This window comes from Prevotella sp. MGM1 (assembly GCF_002933775.1).
Classification (GTDB): domain Bacteria; phylum Bacteroidota; class Bacteroidia; order Bacteroidales; family Bacteroidaceae; genus Prevotella.
On the sequence record NZ_BEWV01000207.1, the window covers coordinates 21,958 to 37,674 of the forward strand.

Consider the following 15,717-nt stretch of genomic DNA (forward strand, 5'->3'; position numbering starts at 1 on the left):
GTCATGGCCGGTTACAGGAAAAACAGCAATGACGGCCCGTCCGCGGAGGACAAGGCTCTTGACCTCTTTGCGGAAATGATGATCGAGCGTATCGAGACCATCAGCAAGGACTGGACGAAACCATGGATTACCGAAGGCAGCTTAGGGTGGCCGAAGAATCTGTCCGGACGTGAGTACAATGGGATGAACGCGCTGATGTTGCTTCTCCATTGCGAGAACGAGGGCTACAAGATACCGCGTTTCTGTACCTTTGACTGCGTGCAACGGATGAACAAACCGTCCGAAAAGCAGGCAAAGGAGGGTGTGGAACTGCCGAGGGTGTCAGTGAACAAGGGCGAAAAATCCTTCCCCGTGATGCTCACTACCATTACCTGCATCCACAAGGAAACCAAGGAGAAGATCAAGTATGACGACTTTAAGAAACTATCCGACGAAGAGAAGAAGATGTACAATGTATATCCGAAGATGCAGGTCTTCCGGGTATTCAATGTAGCCCAAACCAATCTTCAGGAAGCCCGTCCGGAACTTTGGAACAAGCTGGCGAATGGGGATGCCGTAAAGTTGGATGAAAGCGAGAAGATGTCTTTTGAGCCAATGGATGTGATGATTCGAGATAACCGCTGGATTTGCCCGATCAAGCCGATGCACCAGGACAAGGCATACTTTTCCATTTCCAAGAACGAGATTGTGGTTCCCGAAAAATCCCAGTTCAAGGACGGCGAATCCTATTATGGTACTCTTTGGCATGAGATGACCCACAGTACGGGCATCGAGGGGCAACTCGACCGTATCAAACCGTCCGGTTTCGGTTCGGACGAATACGCCCGTGAGGAACTGGTGGCAGAATTGGGCAGCGCATTGGTGGCACAGCGTTACGGCATGAGCAAGGCATTGAAAGAAGAGAGCTGCGCTTATCTGAAATCCTGGCTGGACCACTTGAAGGAATCGCCCCAGTTTATCAAGACCACACTTCTGGATGTAAAAAGGGCTACCTCGCTCGTTACGCAGAATGTGGATAAGATAGTGCAGGAATTGGAACAGAAAAGCAAGGTGCAGCAGGATAACGGGCAGCGGAATGAGGTCAAACAGTCCGTACCCGAAGGAAAAGTGTTCTACTCTTCCGTAGCCTACCTGCAATCCACCGATGACACCTCACGGCTGGATGCGCTTCGGGAAAAAGGCGATTATGAGGGATTACTCCGGCTTGCCAAGGAGTATTATGACGGCGATGGAATCAACGAGCAATATACCTTTGTCTCTCCTCGCCAGAACAAGGGTGATGATCTGCTGATAGAAGACAAGGATTTTGCCGTGGTCTATAACAACAGCGTGGGAGGAACTTACGAGGTGCTGCTGAAATACTCGGAGCAGGAAATCCGTGACCATATTACACGGTATGGTGTCCGGCTGGCAAGCAGTGACATAAAAGAGGTTGCCAAAGACATGGCGGCCGAGCAGTTCTCTGCGATGACAAAGCAGCGTACTCCTGTCCTTGAAATGCCAAACGGAGATATTCTCCATATCGGGTATAACAGGGATGACGACACCCTTGATGTCGGCACGGCGACCAATGCCGGACTTGCCGTCAGCCACAGTTTCCCATACGATCACGACAATTCGCTCGATTCCAATCTCCAATCCGTCAATGAAAAGCTGAATGAAATGGAGCAATATCAAAAAGAGGAGGTGGAATACAGTGGCGGGATGCACCGCTGAGTATAAAGTCTGCTATCTGTTCTGTTCAGCCGTAGAGAGTCGTCCTCTCTGCGGCTGAATTGGTTTAGTCCCACTGATAAGTCCTACTTACACAAAAAAAAGAGATTTTTCACCTTAATTAGTCGCAAAATATCGGCACTATTCTGAATTAGTGCCGAAAATTTGTTACCTTTGCAGTCGAAGAAAGGAATAATAATCACATGAGCAACGAGACGACAACATTCATACTTGACTATGCTGAAGTTCATCATGACTTTAGTTTAGGAGATTTGTTTGCTTATCTACAAGAGAAGACAGGCATCAAAAAGTCTTCTTTGTCCTGGTATCTGTTCAAGCTCGTGAATGAAAATGTACTGGTCAGAACCGGGCGGGGAACGTATGCCAAAGTGATGAAGCAGGTCTTTTCACCCCAACCGATAGAGGAAGTGAAGGAGGTTTACGGTTTGTTGCAATCGGATTTTCCGTTTGCGAAATTCTGTGTTTATCAAGGGGACATCATAGCCCCTTTGCAACATCACCTTTCATCCAACCGCATCATCTACGTGGAAACGGACAGGGACTCGGCAGAAACCGTTTTCAATTTTCTGAAAGACAAGAACCACGATGTTTACCTACGACCGGACAAAAATATGATATACCGGTATGTGGATATGGACAGCCGTGTCATTTTCGTAAAAAATCTTGTTTCGGAAGCTCCCTTGCAAGAAGTATCCGGCGTGCCTATGCCCACGTTGGAAAAACTGTTAGTGGATATATTGAGAGATACGGACTTTTTCTACCTGCAAGGCAGTGAGAGTGACCGTATCATAGAAAACGCTTTTAACCTGTACACAATCAACAGGAACAGGCTTTTCAGGTATGCCGACAGGCGTAAAGTGAAGAAAGAATTATCGTCAATTTTAGAAAACTTGAACATACAATGATAAAGAAAGAGTGTTTTACGGCAGAATGGATTGAACAGGTTGCATCCGAACTGCACTACAATGACAAGAACCTCATAGAGAAAGTAATCCGTGCCTTGTCTCTGCTTGAAATGTTGGTTAAAGCCGGATGTCCTCTCGTCTTCAAGGGTGGCACGGCACTTATGCTCATTCTTGGGAAATCTGCCCATCGTCTATCAATCGACATTGATGTCATCTGTCCTCCCGGAACCAATATAGAGGACTATCTGAAATCGTTTGCCGATTTTGGCTTTATCAATCTGGAACTCGTGGAGCGCAAGCAAAGGGACGACGCAGACATACCTAAAAGCCATTCCAAGTTTTTCTATCAGATAGCTTACCGGAACGACACGGACGCCCAATCCTATATCCTGCTGGACGTATTGTACGAGGACATTCATTATTTCCAAACCCGGCAAATAGCCATTGATTGCCCGTTCATACGGCTGGAGGGAGAACCGTTAATGGTGACTGTTCCGTCCGCAGAAGATATTTTAGGGGATAAACTGACAGCTTTCGCTCCCAACACTACCGGAATACCTTATTACAAGAACGGCAGGTCCTGTTCGATGGAGATAGCCAAGCAACTTTATGACGTGGGGCGGTTGTTTGAAAATGTTTCAGGATTGCAGATTACCGCAGAGGCTTTCCGCAAGATTGCGGTAGTCGAACTCTCGTACCGGTCTTTGGGAACGGATATCGGACAGGTCTTCAACGACATCCGTCAGACGGCACTCTGTATCTCCACACGAGGTAAATCCGGAGAAGGTGATTTCAACTTGATACAAGACGGAATCATCCGTGTAAAGTCATTTATGTACAAACAACGGTATCTGATAGACAATGCTATTATTGATGCGGCACGGGCGGCTTATTTAGCCACGCTGATTGAAAAGGGAGTCACAGAAGTGGAACGCTATTCAAACAATCCGGTTGACATCAAGGATTTGGTTATTCGACCTTCGCTGACCAACAAACTGAACAAGTTGAAAAGCAATCTACCGGAAGCCTTCTATTATTGGGCAAAGACGAGTGAACTGTTGGAAGTATGATTTTTTGTAAACAGCACGAAGGCTATTCCTCACATAATTCACGGTCAATATGAACGAAAGGCTGGTATTTGTAATCCTGCTCGGTGTTATCAGTATCCTATGGTATATCGTTGGATATTGGCGGCGGAAAGCCGGAGAAACGGCGTTTTTAGCTGCGCAAAAGACCGAGAAGAAGGATGAACGTGACCGTTTATGCCGTTTGGCGGTAAGAGCCGGTCATCTGGATGCTTGTCGTATGTTCTGTTGTTTACATCCGGATTTATTCAAAGAACAGCCACCACTCAAACCATTCAAATTGCACAATACAAAAGTAGTATTCTATGGGCAATATTATCCGTCCCGGTACAAACCGTTTCTCAACGATGATCAGCAGGCGTTCTGCCATTCAGTCTATGAGTTCAAGGAGGGAAAAATACACGGCATTGAGTTTTTCAAATCTTGCATGAACGCCTTACAAATGGATGACCACCATTTTCATATCATGTTCATGCCTTGTAGCGATGAGTTCAAATATATCCAGCGATTCAAGCGTTTGAACTGGTATGTCTGTACCCATTGTCCGGATCTGACATCAGGATTATACGATGTTGATGTGTTCGAGCCTCGTGAATGTTTGCATGAAGCCAAAGGTTATGAGAATCGAATACTTGAACGAAATTACCGAATCACAGGAGATATAAAAGGGAAAGATGTTATTATTGTTGACGATGTACTGACTACCGGGCAAAGTATGACCGACTACAAGGAGGAGATAGAACGGTGCGGTGGCAAGGTGGTAGCTGCCATTTTCTATGGCAAGACTATCACTTTGCCGCATCCGCTGATTGTCAAATTGGAGGTGTGTGGTGACTATATTACCCGCTTTTCCAAATCAAATTAGTCTCTTTCTTTGCGGTTGGATTGTTGTAGCTATATAGTCAGTCAATATCATAGCCTATCACGTATTCATCGTTGATAAGCAGATAGTAATAGCCGTTGCCACAATTCCGGTATTCTTTGCTGAAGCCTGCCGACATATCGCCATTGTCCCGTGGCTCACACCAAAGCGTTCCGTCATAACCGCAAAAATCAAAGCGACAAGTGAAAAAACTCTCTTTGTTCTTCATCGCCTCTCTGAAACGCTGCATAGATGCCGTCCCACAATATTTTTCGATAGTGGCAAGCCCAATACATTTGCCGTCAATGCGTGTTCCGGTCGTGATGTGGTTCTCGTAAAGGGATTTATCCAAATCCGCATTTGCGATGTCACGAAGCCAGGAATTTGTATGTGTGGCAAGCCGGGCAAGTTTCTGATATTTCAGAATGAGTTTCCTGTCCGTATTCGCCTCCTGCTCTTGCGAGGGATAGTATATCTGCTCGATGCTTGACCAATCTGTGAATACATAACCTTTTGTCCTTTTGCCGGGCGCGATAATGCCAATAATACCCCTGTCCCGATTGATGAACAAGCGTCTGCGTTTTCCTGCAATCCTCACATATAGAGACGAAGGATTGGTTTCGTTGCGAAGATAGCTCTCCGCAGGATGAATAGTTGTCGTTTCCATATCCGTATCTATTTTTCAATATTTATTTTACCCGTCCTTACCTGTACTCCGTTACGGTAGAGTGTGATTTCTCCGGGCTTGAAGCCCATTTCTCCGAAGGCTATGTATCTGATATAATCCCGATAATTCTCGCCTGAAAAATTTTTGCCGCACAAGTTGTTGAAAAACATAGGTATTGAAAACCCATCCTCTCCCGACAACACCACCTTGCCGTTTTGTCTGATTTCGTCTAACATACCAATTTCCAATTTTCATCATCAATGGTAAGTTTGTTCATTTCCCAATCATACTCCACTTCCGGTGCATTGGTATAGGGGAAATTGATGGTGTAGCCGATTTGTCCGTAGGAACAATGAAGCGGTGTAACACATATTTCCCTGCCAAAATAAAGGTTCGGTGTGCAGTATTTTCGCCAGTTAAAGCGGTCTGCAAGGATGTTCCTGCAAAGTCTTCTGTAATATGATTTGTCCGATAAAGTCATAGTTGTAGCCATTAGATAAATTCAACTTCAAGTGCTTGCAGCAACTCGTATATCTGTTCTTCGGTTTCTTCCATATCCGACACAATATCCTTGATATGATAAGGTGCGCCATTTCTGCCGTGTCCGTCATCGCCAATCCATAAATAGGCTTCATAATCCGGGTCAAAGTCCTCGTAATATCGCTTCATACCGGCAATAAGCGTGTCGATGTCTTCATCCTGCATATCGGCATTGAAATTGAAATCCTGCCCGTATTTGGTGTAGCGTTGAAACTCAAATTGTATGCTTGTCTTGTTTTCGTCTCCAACGTTTATGCTCCAGCCTTTTTCTTGGGCAATGTCCGTTACTTTCCGTATCTGTTCTTGGGTAGTCATACTCTTTGTTTTTGTGGGGAGACCTCTCCAATCTCCCCACTGGTTGATTTAATCCGTTATCTCAAAATAATATTCCTGTTCCTCGTCCGACCATTCAGCGGTCATTGCATCCGCTTCCCTCCACAGTTTGTCATAGAGAATGGCTCTTTGATTGTCTCTCTCGTGCCACTGCCATATCTTGTGATTGAGGACAAGGCAAAGTTCCGTCCAATACTTGTAGTTGTCTTTCCATTCAGACTTGGCTCGCCTGTATGTGTCGGCTATGGCATTGTTCCCGAACTTGTCGGCAATGGAGAAATCCTGCCAAAAGGTGGTTATCGGCTCGTAACCGTTCAACTCTGTTATGTTCCATCTTGGGATGGCGATTTGAAGTGCTTGCATACTCATTATTGTTTACGGTTTTCGTAATACTCTTCGGGCAAATGATAGAGGTCGTTCTCTGCCAAATGGTCTATGGATTCCGCTGCCAGACGGCACGCCCATTCGTTACGCTGGTCATATCTTCCCTTGTGTCAGTTCTCCGCCAACTGCTCCATAAAGTAGAACATCAGTTTGGCTTTCTCGTTTACCAAATAGCGGTGGTCGTCCGCCAATGCCTTGCCCATTTTTCGGGGTGAAGCCATTTTGCCGTTCACATAGTTTGAGAACTCGTCTGCAAATCGTTTGTCGTTCTCCGATAGTTGATTGTTGTACTCCATTTCTAATGAATTTTGATGTTGAATATTTTTTTTCTTTTCCCTTTGCTTGAAGCTGTCAAACTTCGCCACCGGGATATGTTTTATGTGCGTTAAAGACTATAGGGTAAGGGAGATAAGACAAGTAAACAAACAGGGAGTTAATGAAATACCACTAATGGCACATTCGTGGAAAGCTGTCGTTAAGTCCACTGAATTGTTAGCGCAAGTGGTACTTGGCATTCTACCGCCATAGTACCTTTGCACGATAAAACAATGCCGTGTGGCGTGATGGTCGGCTCTAAGAAGAATCCTCCGATGACTATAATGGGAGATTATCCTATAAAGGTTTTAGGATATAAATTCGGCCATAGTTTTTATTTGTTGCCGACATTATACAAAAGGATATATATGCAGTACATTATAAAAGCGCATTTAAGTCCTATATAACAGAAATCGCTACGGTAATCAGCAAGTTACCGTAGCCACGCATAAAGCCACCTGCTACAATGTGTGTCGTAACAAGTGGCTGACGAAAAGAAAGAACAGATTAAGCGGTCATTCGCTTACGGATTTGCCGGGCGTTCTTCTGAACAAGCCGGATAATTCGGTCGTGGTATTCCGTAGCCTTATTGCAAAGCCCTCTTGACTGCAATACCTTGAATGTTTCAAGGCTCAATTCAATGGTTTCAACACGCTGGTTGTCAATCCGTGCTGAAAATACCAACGACTGCGGTTTGAGATAATATTCGCATTGTCCGACACAATGATGCAGGGCGTTCCCTTCCTTGTAATAATCATCCACGCTCTCCAACACACTGACTACAATCAGTCCGTCCGTGAATGACAATCCGAAGAATTTGCTTTTTAATTCTCTGAAACGCTCCTCGCTCTCCTTTGCCTTTTTCCTTTGTTCCTCACGCTCCTCCCGTTCTTGAATAATCCTTGCCCGTTCCTGATAGCGGTCGTGTTCGGCTTTCAAGTCTAATGGACAGACATAGTGGGCATTGTGAATGTCCTTGCCACACCTTTCAAGTAAGCGGATGTAATCTATCCAAAGAGAAATATCTGCTATATGATAGCCATTGCGTAAGACTATCTTGTAAGTGTTCCAATACAAATCAAAGTACATTGAATGTTGCAGGAAGTAGTTCAAATCAGTTTTCCTGCCTGCCTTGAACATCGTTTCGGCTCTGCTGTCTGTCAACAAGGCTTCGATAAGCCGTGTCGGTTCGATGTCAGCCAATGAGCCTTGCAATCCGTTGCGTCTTAACTTTGGAGTGGCAGAATAATATGGATAGACCTTGCAATCGGCAATCCGTCTGTACACATAGTTGTCTCTCCGTAACTCCAGACAGCCGTCCAAAACAAAAGTATCTGCGTAATGTCCGAGTGTGCGTTTCAATGCCGTTATCTCCGTCTTGCCGTTATCATCCACCCAATAGCGTGCAATCTCCATAGAATAATACTCCGCTTTCTTGCCTTTACGGAAGTTTGCGTTCATAAGAAATACACGCTGTACCTGTAAACCGTCCTGTGTGGCAAGTGTGGAATAATACGCTTTGTCCTTGAATGTCCTGCACTTGGTGTCCAGTATCTCCAGTCTTGCACCGCAATGTGGGCAACGGCACACCTTTTCGTTGCTCTCGTTCCATTGATAACCGCAATCCATACAGGTCGTTCCTCCGTTTTTGGTGCGGTATGCGTAATGGCTGATACATTGACGGAATGCCCATAACTCCTGCTTCTTTGTCTGTGGCAGTAACCGTCCGTTGGCGGTTACTACCTTATGCTGTAATCTCGTTTTCGCTCTCATAGTCCTAAATCAAATAATGTTGGTTGTTCGGGTTCTTGTCTGACCGCTTTCGGGGTCGGCTTCGGTTTGCTGTTTCGCTGTTGGATTTTACGCAGTTCCTCGTTTTGGTAGGCTTTGAGTGCATTCTCCCTCGCTTCGGCTTGTTCTTCGGGAGATAGTTCTACTCTATGGTTGACTATCACTCCGCAGTTGACCGCCTTTCCCACTTCTATATCATCTTCATCATAGTAATGTACTCCAAGCGAATAAACCTCGTCATCGGTCATACCGCAACCGCCCTCTTTACAGATTGCCATTGCCTGGTTGAGTATGAATGTCACGCAATCGTCCAAATTCTTGTTCTCTTTGGCATACGATACAGCAAAGAGTTCATCGGTCTTGGCTCTTTCGTCCAGATATGCCTTAATTGCCTGCTTAAAATGTTCTGTTCCTTTCATAATGTCTGTTATTTTGCTTGATAATAGATACTTGGTTCACTTGAAACATTGTATATGTACGCTCCGCACCTTACCAAAAGTGCTTGGTTTCCGTAGTACATCCGTTTCATTCCTTTAATACTGCCTGTGTGGTGGAAATTGGGAAATCGGCTGATATTGCACCACTTTCCTTGTTCCTTTGTCATTCGTCTTGTCCTCATAGCGTTTAGAAATGATAGTCAATAACTCCACCGATGTAAAGTAGTTTTCCCGGCTCGAACTGGCTGACCATCTGTAAAAACGAGTACGATTGTTCGGCATAGCCATTAACGCCATGCTCGTCCATATAGAACTGATAACCGAGGTCAAGCGGATTTTTGAGAAATTTTTCAAGTTGGTACACCGCCCCAATCCACATCATGCAGTTTTCAACGGTAACGGCTTGTGCCTTTTCTTGGATGGCTGTAACAAATTCCTTTTTCCACTTGTCCGCACCGCCATTGTATCGGATTGTGTTTTCTCCCACAAGAGTGAACATCCCTTTTGGCAATGCCTTTTCTATCAGATTGGCAATATGGAATTTGCGTTCTTCCTCGTCTATCTCCGAACAATAGTCGTAATAGTGTCCGTCCCCTTGTTCAAGGGTGTCCTCGTTCAAGTAGTTGTCCCTGTCAACTCTTGTTTCCGTGATTTGAAAAATCTTGCTGTGCATAATCAGTCTGTTTTAATCGTTGAACTTTTGTCTTTTTCTTTTCCCTTATTTTGAAGCCTTTATCGGCTTTCTTGTCGGGATCTGAATTTTACGTGCTATCAAGAGACTGAGGAAACAGAGGGATAAGACAAGTAAATGGCAGAGGAGTTGATGAAATACCCAATTTACGCTTGACGGAAATTGCGGAAAGTTGTTGTCAAGTCCACCAAGCCATTAGCGAGCAGACCTGCATAGCGGTACTTGGCGTTCCCTCACCGCAGTACCTTTGCAAAGGAAAATAGAGCCGGCAAGATGAGCCGGAGGAGTTCATGATTTGTAAAGCACAGCCTTTGTATAAGGGGCGATAAATTTGTACTATATCAAAAACAAGAGAGCCGATCCATCACGGACAGGCTCTCCCTTCAAAAGAATTGACATTTAACTAATCAATTTGAACAAAAAGAATCTTACACTTTACTATTTCATATATAGCATGACTTTGGTATGTCTGTTAGCTTCAGTGGGTACATAATTGGAAATACCTCCTTGACTGACCTTTGTTATATTTTCAACGGCCACTCCGCGCCTGCGTAACTCCGTGGCAATATAATCGGCTCTCGATGCGCTCAACTTATTGTTTATATCGGCAGTTCCAGTGGCAGCGTCAGCCGCATCTGCAACAGTCACGGATAATCCGTATTTCTTTGTCACACGCGCCAGTTCATCCAGATTGATCAACTGGGATTTATCGGTCAGTTGAGCCGTGCCGAGTTCAAAGAAGAAATAGACAGGTGAACCGATGCATTCGTTACCGGAACCTATAAAGGAGAGATAATCCGAATGGCTATAAATGGAAATGCTGTCATTATTCATATCCGGAGACAGCAGGGAATCGGCACCTGTGACATAGAAGCCGTTTACAACGCTACCGTCATTATTGGGTATGGCATTGACAAATTCAGACTTACTGAACAAACTGTCATTGGACAATGGAGACTTGCCATCCCAATGCCTGTTTTTCAATCTTGCCCGGAGCGAGTTCAGTCCGCTGTAATCGTTTCTCGGATAGACATTGCCCAAACTCTCCCGGTCATCAAACATCTTGCTATATTTATCAAGCAAGCCCTCAATTTCCAGAATCTTCTTCAATTCGTTGATCGTTCTCATCGCCCTGTCATGTTGCCCGGTGTATCTGCGATTACTCTCCGATAGCTGTGAAGCGTAACCAATCAGCCACTCGTTCTGCCGGATGTAAGGACTCGCATCAACGGCACGTTTCCAGCCGGTCTTTCCAATCGTAAACGACAAGCCGGCTGACACGGAGAGCATATTATCTCCGAAACGATTGGATTTGCCATAGCCATCAAAGTCCTGGAATGTGGAAACATTGCCAATTTCCAACAATGCAGACAGCCGTTTACAGATACGGTATTGTCCCTGTATTCCGTATGAAACGGCAAACGGATTATGTCCGTTCTGCGGATTGTGCATCAGTCCAAATCCTATGTATGGAATGATTCCCCAACGAGGATTCTCAACCTTGCCATACCGATATCCAAGCACATTCCACATCAAGTCAGCATGAAAGTGATGGTAGTCATTTGTGACCAGTTCGCAATCTTTGAACTGCCAACCTCCATAACCGATTCTTGCTCCGATCTGCGGAGTGAACCACTTGCCAAGCGATGCGAAAATAGTAGGCTTTATCCTGTCAAATAAGTCGGCACAACCAACAGGTTTGCCAATGAACGCACTTGCACCACCTTGAAGACTGACAAGCCAGTTGCCGTTCCAAGGCGATGTCACGAATACACCCTTGTGGTAAGTCGGATCCAAAGGCCGAAGCATCTGTTCGATATCCGTGTACGACTCCAGCTGTACAGTGTCCTTTGTCACAGGTGGTACAGCCGCTTTCATGTGCAGTGAACAGCCCATACCTGCCACTGCCAGAATTAAAAATATTTTCTTTGTCATATTCAACGCATTATTTTGTTTTGTTATCCATTGCAGAAAAACATATTCTGCCGATTACCTCTTTTGCTTCTTGCCGGAAGTCGGTCGCATCATTCTGCTTGCCATCATCATGCAACGCCTTGCCCACGCACGGTTATCCTCGTCATCATCCTTTCCCCATTTAAGGTTGCTTTTACTTCCTCCACCGCCATGCGTTTCGGCAAATGTAGTGGCATCGTTGACCATACCAAGGAAGAGGAGCGTGGCGCAGTGCATCACTTCCGCCCCTTGCTCGGTCAGGCTCTGCAACAAAGAACCGTCAAAGACGGATTGTTCCGCAGCTCCCATTTCAGCCACTCTTGCCGAATGCTCTCCAACCAATGTTTCCAGCATTACATCTTTGAGCAGTACATCCACGTTGGAATGGATTTCACGACTGTACTTATAGGCTTCGCCTTTCAGTTCCTCCGTGCGCTCGCCAATGGCATCCATGTCCCTTTTAAGGGCTTCAAGCTGTTGGTCAGCCGTCCGTAGCTTATCCTGCTTGTCTTCCAGTTTTGTTTGGATAGAAGCCAGTTCTTTTTCCAACCGTTCCCTCTCGGCTATAATGGTAGCCGTATCTCCCTGATGGGATTGAAGGGTGCGTTCCAATGCCGATAGTTGGGATTCCTTTTCCGCTTTCGCCTTTCTGAGGTTGTCCAACATTGAGGTCAAGCCTTTCACCCTGCGCTCTGCCAGACTTATTTCCACTTTAAGGTCGGACAGTGCTTTTTTGTGTTGGACAACCTGTTCCTCTATATTGGTACATTCTTCCGATAGGTGTCGGCGGTATTCTTCAGTGGTGCGATGTTTTGCACCGGTCTCGGAAATATTCCTGCCCCTTTTCAGATTCCACTTTCTGTTCACTTCCGCAAGCTCGTCATGCAACTTCTTCGTCCTTGCCGAGAACTCCAGCTTGTCCTTTCCTGCAAACATCTTCTTGAACGCAAACTTACCGTCTTGGATTGGCAATAAGGTAAGGTGCATATGTGGAGAGAGTTCGTCAAGATGTACATAACAGCCGACGATATTCTCCTCACCGAAACGCTCACTCATAAACCGGTACATATCTTTTGCCCATTGTTCTATTTCGGGCATTCTTTTGAGCGTGGCATTTTCCAAATTATTGCCGGGTTCATATACCACGTCCTGATCCCCGAATGCCAGTTGCCGTATCGTATTCTGTGAACCGCTCAGAATAAAATCCACGACAGTCCGGTATTTCGGCTCGGCCAGACCCTCATTCGGATCTTTTATGCCACGTTGCAAAAGGCTTTCAGCCATCCGTTCCGGAATGGACTGCCTCTTGTCTATTGCTTGAATCTTGCCGCCCTTGACAACCTCAAAATTCAGGCGTTCCCTTTGACGGTCATACCTTCCTTTTTCCAGGGCGAAGTCCCAGCCCCGTTCGGTCCAGTTGCGCTGGTGTTCGTTGCTTTGGGCGGTGGTTATGCCTTTCATCACGTTCATGTGCATCACCTGCCATGATTTTTCAGCCATATTATCCGTTTTTATCGGACAACCGATTTGCCACAGCTTGCTGCTTGTCCGGCAACCGCTTCCACCGACCGTAGTCGTGTGGGGTATTGAGTTACCCATACTTCCCTCTGTTTGGTCAGCGTGCAAGCACCGCTGCACGTTTATAATGGCAAGCCTACAAATGTAGGGCATCACGGCTCGTCCGTGGTTATACAATAATTTTTGACTTACAACACCGGTTGTGGAGTCTATAAAAGGGTGAAATCACGCTCCTGGTACTTTGCCCATAACGCCCTGAACGGCTGTCGGAGCGTGGCAAGCATATCCGTTTCGCTCGAACTATTGGCCGCACCATCGTTTCCAGCGTCCAGAATCATCTTGGCAGTTATCTTGGATGCCTCCAAAAGCGAAGTCCAGTCACCTTCCAGTTCCTTGTGGAAGAACTCCAGGAAATCGGTCGGGTCATCGAAGCGCGAATTTCGTATGGCGCGTTTCAGTCCGGCTACGGCTACACGTTCGACAATCTCTTGGGCTAACTCCGTTTCTGCACCTGCCTTTATTGCCGGCTTGTCGCCCGAATGATCTTTGCCGGATTCATCGGCAAGCCGTTTCCGTCCGGCTTCATGATACTGTCCACAAATCTCTCCCATATCTTCGTCAGACAGATTGCCATTTATCCATTCGGACAAAGCCTTGTCCAAATCATCGGCAAGTCCGGCCCCTGTATGACCAATATAAGAGGCAGGAGTTTCGCCACTGGAGAATGGCGCAAAAGTCACGGTAATGACCACACTCTTTGCGAACCTTGTCCGACGAACATATCCCATCTCCTCCAGTTTGTCAAGGAACGCCCTAACGGTAGCCCTGTGCCAGTGCCATTCCACCGCAAGGTCTGAAATGGTCACATGACACTGGTCAGCCTGCAACACATACTCGTGGTTCTTCAAAAAGGGAGCGATAAAACCTGCCGTTGCTTTCTCCAACAGGTCGTAGTAGGCACCGGTCTTTGTCTTCCGTTCACCGACTTTCTCTTTGAGGTAGTCGAAAAACATCATATCTGCCAATACATGATTGGCGGCTCTATTCTTGTCTTTCATCATTTCATTTGATTTTTGTTTGACTATATGTGGATTCTATCAACCTGCCACTATCCACTTATTCGTGGCAGTCTCGCGTGATGATGTCAGTAGTAATGTTCGGACATTGTTTTTGGATTTTCTTTCAAATGCTTGCGAGTATCTTCATCCTGCCATTCGGCTAACACACGGCAAGAGGGATAGAACATGGCGGCCAAAAGAAGAAAGGCAAGCGTGAACGCCGTGGTGTGCAGATGTGGTACAGCGCAGATGACTAATGTAATCAAGGCTGCCATAACGATCCTTTTCTTATCCTCGTGGAGTCTGTGCATCCACCTGTCGGCACGTCTGAACGAGAACAGAACGGCACAGGGTATGGTGGATATCAGAACTCCCCACTCTCCGAAGTGTCCGCCTGCATAGACATAGTGATATAGCAGGAGGAAGATAAGCATACACTGCACATAGAGTTTCCTCGCACTCTCGCTACCCGCCATTCTGAGGTAAAACTTTGCCATAAAAAACAGGTTGCTCCTGCACAATGACATGGGCAGTATAATGAGCAATGCCGGAAATAACATTTCGATGACAATCCAAATCATAATCGTAATCCTTTGTGTAATCAGTATTGTTTGAATAATGGCAGTTCGGTCAGTTCCAGTTTGACCAGCCCATAGGTGGCAATCTCTATAATGGCTTCCACATCCTTGGCTTCGAGATATGACGCTCCTTTTTTAAGCCGTGCCTTTAGCTCGTGATTCTTTTGACGATACCTTGCCAATGCCTTGTCCAACTCGTATTCGGATATGCTCCATTTCGTGCCACGCTCATAGCCATTGTGCTTATAAGTGGAACGGAGTCGGAGCATACGACACACGCAGGAAACCGGCCTTCCCCGTCTGAACACGACACTTTGCCTGTATCCATATCCGTCATCCACGACTATCCAACTCCTGTACATATTGATAATGTATAGCATTTGCAGGTAAATCGTCCGTCTCATATAAATTCGGCAAGCAACTCCTCCTTGGTCTTGCGGTACTTGAAATGACCGGTCTTTTCGTGAAGTTTCAAGTCAAGACAGATGTCAGAACACATGAACTCCAGGGATTCATAGATGGTCACATCAATGCGGTCAACCTTGCCGGTATCAGAAACTCTCGCGTTCATCTTGAACATCTGTCCGAAAGCCGGATTGGAATAGGCACAGGTGCTGCTTCCGAATGTCGTTGCGCTTGAAGGAATATGATGATAAAGGGTTATCAGCTCCATGTCGTCCTCGAAGATGTCCATCACTTCTTCCAGATCGTATGGGTCGGCAAGCGGAAACGAAAGGAGGACGTAATCGTCGTAGAACCGCGGCTGTTCCATTGTGGTTACATCCAGCAACTGCGGAAGCTGGAGCGGCACAAAGGAGAGAAAGTCATCGTAAAAAAGTTGTAGCATAACTGTTGTGTTTATTTGT

At 45.9% G+C, this 15,717-nt stretch carries 19 protein-coding genes and 1 pseudogene; 4 read left to right on the plus strand and 16 right to left on the minus strand.

Annotated elements, in window-relative coordinates:
* Positions 1-3: 3 nt before the first annotated feature.
* From MoGM_RS10195 to MoGM_RS10210, 4 genes are all read left to right on the plus strand, one after another.
* Positions 4-1,716, plus strand: coding sequence for a zincin-like metallopeptidase domain-containing protein (locus MoGM_RS10195; protein ID WP_104369960.1), 1,713 nt, complete (start codon positions 4-6; stop codon positions 1,714-1,716).
* A gap of 200 nt (positions 1,717-1,916) precedes the next feature.
* On the plus strand, positions 1,917-2,639 hold the full coding sequence (locus tag MoGM_RS10200) for a DUF6577 family protein (RefSeq protein WP_103878051.1): 723 nt from the start codon (positions 1,917-1,919) through the stop codon (positions 2,637-2,639).
* Positions 2,636-3,709 carry a nucleotidyl transferase AbiEii/AbiGii toxin family protein gene (locus MoGM_RS10205; RefSeq protein ID WP_103878050.1) on the plus strand — a complete coding sequence of 358 codons (1,074 nt, stop codon included), beginning with the start codon at positions 2,636-2,638 and terminating at the stop codon, positions 3,707-3,709. Before MoGM_RS10200 ends, MoGM_RS10205 begins: the two co-directional genes overlap by 4 nt.
* A gap of 49 nt (positions 3,710-3,758) precedes the next feature.
* The gene (locus MoGM_RS10210; protein ID WP_104369961.1) at positions 3,759-4,589 is read left to right on the plus strand and encodes a phosphoribosyltransferase; all 831 of its coding nucleotides are present in this window, start codon (positions 3,759-3,761) and stop codon (positions 4,587-4,589) included.
* Positions 4,590-4,626: 37 nt separating this feature from the next.
* On the opposite strand, the gene MoGM_RS10215 is transcribed toward MoGM_RS10210, so the two are convergent.
* From MoGM_RS10215 to MoGM_RS10290, 16 genes and pseudogenes are all read right to left on the minus strand, one after another.
* Positions 4,627-5,253 carry a hypothetical protein gene (locus MoGM_RS10215; RefSeq protein ID WP_103878048.1) on the minus strand — a complete coding sequence of 209 codons (627 nt, stop codon included), beginning with the start codon at positions 5,251-5,253 and terminating at the stop codon, positions 4,627-4,629.
* An 8-nt stretch (positions 5,254-5,261) separates the two neighbouring features.
* Positions 5,262-5,489 (minus strand): hypothetical protein, encoded by a 228-nt coding sequence (locus MoGM_RS10220; RefSeq protein ID WP_104369962.1) that lies wholly within the window; start codon positions 5,487-5,489, stop codon positions 5,262-5,264.
* A complete protein-coding gene (locus MoGM_RS10225; RefSeq protein WP_103878101.1) occupies positions 5,483-5,734 on the minus strand; it encodes a hypothetical protein in 252 nt (83 codons plus the stop codon). The genes MoGM_RS10220 and MoGM_RS10225 overlap by 7 nt, the downstream gene beginning before the upstream one ends.
* Positions 5,735-5,745: 11 nt before the next feature.
* Entirely contained in the window at positions 5,746-6,108 is a 363-nt protein-coding gene (locus MoGM_RS10230; protein WP_103878046.1) for a hypothetical protein, read from the minus strand.
* Between the two features lie 48 nt (positions 6,109-6,156).
* Positions 6,157-6,489, minus strand: coding sequence for a hypothetical protein (locus MoGM_RS10235; RefSeq protein ID WP_008771356.1), 333 nt, complete (start codon positions 6,487-6,489; stop codon positions 6,157-6,159).
* Positions 6,490-6,494: 5 nt separating this feature from the next.
* A pseudogene (locus MoGM_RS13515) lies at positions 6,495-6,806 on the minus strand (sulfide:quinone reductase).
* A gap of 526 nt (positions 6,807-7,332) precedes the next feature.
* Positions 7,333-8,598: a PcfJ domain-containing protein gene (locus MoGM_RS10245; protein ID WP_103878044.1), complete on the minus strand. Its 1,266-nt coding sequence runs from the start codon at positions 8,596-8,598 to the stop codon at positions 7,333-7,335.
* On the minus strand, positions 8,595-9,035 hold the full coding sequence (locus MoGM_RS10250; RefSeq protein ID WP_008771352.1) for a PcfK-like family protein: 441 nt from the start codon (positions 9,033-9,035) through the stop codon (positions 8,595-8,597). Before MoGM_RS10250 ends, MoGM_RS10245 begins: the two co-directional genes overlap by 4 nt.
* Positions 9,036-9,043: 8 nt before the next feature.
* Entirely contained in the window at positions 9,044-9,235 is a 192-nt protein-coding gene (locus tag MoGM_RS13405; protein ID WP_104369963.1) for a hypothetical protein, read from the minus strand.
* Between the two features lie 5 nt (positions 9,236-9,240).
* Positions 9,241-9,726 carry a hypothetical protein gene (locus tag MoGM_RS10260; protein WP_104369964.1) on the minus strand — a complete coding sequence of 162 codons (486 nt, stop codon included), beginning with the start codon at positions 9,724-9,726 and terminating at the stop codon, positions 9,241-9,243.
* Positions 9,727-10,182: 456 nt separating this feature from the next.
* Positions 10,183-11,679: an OmpA family protein gene (locus tag MoGM_RS10265; RefSeq protein WP_104369965.1), complete on the minus strand. Its 1,497-nt coding sequence runs from the start codon at positions 11,677-11,679 to the stop codon at positions 10,183-10,185.
* 54 nt (positions 11,680-11,733) lie between these two features.
* Entirely contained in the window at positions 11,734-13,197 is a 1,464-nt protein-coding gene (gene mobV, locus MoGM_RS10270) for a MobV family relaxase (RefSeq protein WP_103878041.1), read from the minus strand.
* A 227-nt stretch (positions 13,198-13,424) separates the two neighbouring features.
* The gene (locus MoGM_RS10275) at positions 13,425-14,276 is read right to left on the minus strand and encodes a helix-turn-helix domain-containing protein (protein WP_104369966.1); all 852 of its coding nucleotides are present in this window, start codon (positions 14,274-14,276) and stop codon (positions 13,425-13,427) included.
* A gap of 83 nt (positions 14,277-14,359) precedes the next feature.
* Entirely contained in the window at positions 14,360-14,770 is a 411-nt protein-coding gene (locus tag MoGM_RS10280; protein ID WP_225722406.1) for a hypothetical protein, read from the minus strand.
* Positions 14,771-14,874: 104 nt separating this feature from the next.
* Positions 14,875-15,255: a hypothetical protein gene (locus MoGM_RS10285; protein ID WP_008771341.1), complete on the minus strand. Its 381-nt coding sequence runs from the start codon at positions 15,253-15,255 to the stop codon at positions 14,875-14,877.
* Positions 15,252-15,698 (minus strand): hypothetical protein, encoded by a 447-nt coding sequence (locus MoGM_RS10290; protein ID WP_008775663.1) that lies wholly within the window; start codon positions 15,696-15,698, stop codon positions 15,252-15,254. Before MoGM_RS10290 ends, MoGM_RS10285 begins: the two co-directional genes overlap by 4 nt.
* Between the last annotated feature and the right edge of the window lie 19 nt (positions 15,699-15,717).

What these genes read in the sequence shown, in the direction of transcription:
- MoGM_RS10205 (WP_103878050.1), top strand. Translation starts at nt 2,636, where the DNA reads ATGATAAAGAAAGAGTGTTTTACGGCAGAATGGATTGAACAGGTTGCA.
- MoGM_RS10260 (WP_104369964.1), bottom strand. Translation starts at nt 9,726, where the DNA reads ATGCACAGCAAGATTTTTCAAATCACGGAAACAAGAGTTGACAGGGAC.
- MoGM_RS10230 (WP_103878046.1), bottom strand. Translation starts at nt 6,108, where the DNA reads ATGACTACCCAAGAACAGATACGGAAAGTAACGGACATTGCCCAAGAA.
- MoGM_RS10195 (WP_104369960.1), top strand. Translation starts at nt 4, where the DNA reads ATGGCCGGTTACAGGAAAAACAGCAATGACGGCCCGTCCGCGGAGGAC.
- MoGM_RS13405 (WP_104369963.1), bottom strand. Translation starts at nt 9,235, where the DNA reads ATGAGGACAAGACGAATGACAAAGGAACAAGGAAAGTGGTGCAATATC.
- MoGM_RS10225 (WP_103878101.1), bottom strand. Translation starts at nt 5,734, where the DNA reads ATGACTTTATCGGACAAATCATATTACAGAAGACTTTGCAGGAACATC.
- MoGM_RS10220 (WP_104369962.1), bottom strand. Translation starts at nt 5,489, where the DNA reads ATGTTAGACGAAATCAGACAAAACGGCAAGGTGGTGTTGTCGGGAGAG.
- MoGM_RS10285 (WP_008771341.1), bottom strand. Translation starts at nt 15,255, where the DNA reads ATGAGACGGACGATTTACCTGCAAATGCTATACATTATCAATATGTAC.
- MoGM_RS10280 (WP_225722406.1), bottom strand. Translation starts at nt 14,770, where the DNA reads ATGGCAAAGTTTTACCTCAGAATGGCGGGTAGCGAGAGTGCGAGGAAA.
- mobV (WP_103878041.1), bottom strand. Translation starts at nt 13,197, where the DNA reads ATGGCTGAAAAATCATGGCAGGTGATGCACATGAACGTGATGAAAGGC.
- MoGM_RS10210 (WP_104369961.1), top strand. Translation starts at nt 3,759, where the DNA reads ATGAACGAAAGGCTGGTATTTGTAATCCTGCTCGGTGTTATCAGTATC.
- MoGM_RS10245 (WP_103878044.1), bottom strand. Translation starts at nt 8,598, where the DNA reads ATGAGAGCGAAAACGAGATTACAGCATAAGGTAGTAACCGCCAACGGA.
- MoGM_RS10275 (WP_104369966.1), bottom strand. Translation starts at nt 14,276, where the DNA reads ATGATGAAAGACAAGAATAGAGCCGCCAATCATGTATTGGCAGATATG.
- MoGM_RS10250 (WP_008771352.1), bottom strand. Translation starts at nt 9,035, where the DNA reads ATGAAAGGAACAGAACATTTTAAGCAGGCAATTAAGGCATATCTGGAC.
- MoGM_RS10200 (WP_103878051.1), top strand. Translation starts at nt 1,917, where the DNA reads ATGAGCAACGAGACGACAACATTCATACTTGACTATGCTGAAGTTCAT.
- MoGM_RS10290 (WP_008775663.1), bottom strand. Translation starts at nt 15,698, where the DNA reads ATGCTACAACTTTTTTACGATGACTTTCTCTCCTTTGTGCCGCTCCAG.
- MoGM_RS10235 (WP_008771356.1), bottom strand. Translation starts at nt 6,489, where the DNA reads ATGCAAGCACTTCAAATCGCCATCCCAAGATGGAACATAACAGAGTTG.
- MoGM_RS10215 (WP_103878048.1), bottom strand. Translation starts at nt 5,253, where the DNA reads ATGGAAACGACAACTATTCATCCTGCGGAGAGCTATCTTCGCAACGAA.
- MoGM_RS10265 (WP_104369965.1), bottom strand. Translation starts at nt 11,679, where the DNA reads ATGACAAAGAAAATATTTTTAATTCTGGCAGTGGCAGGTATGGGCTGT.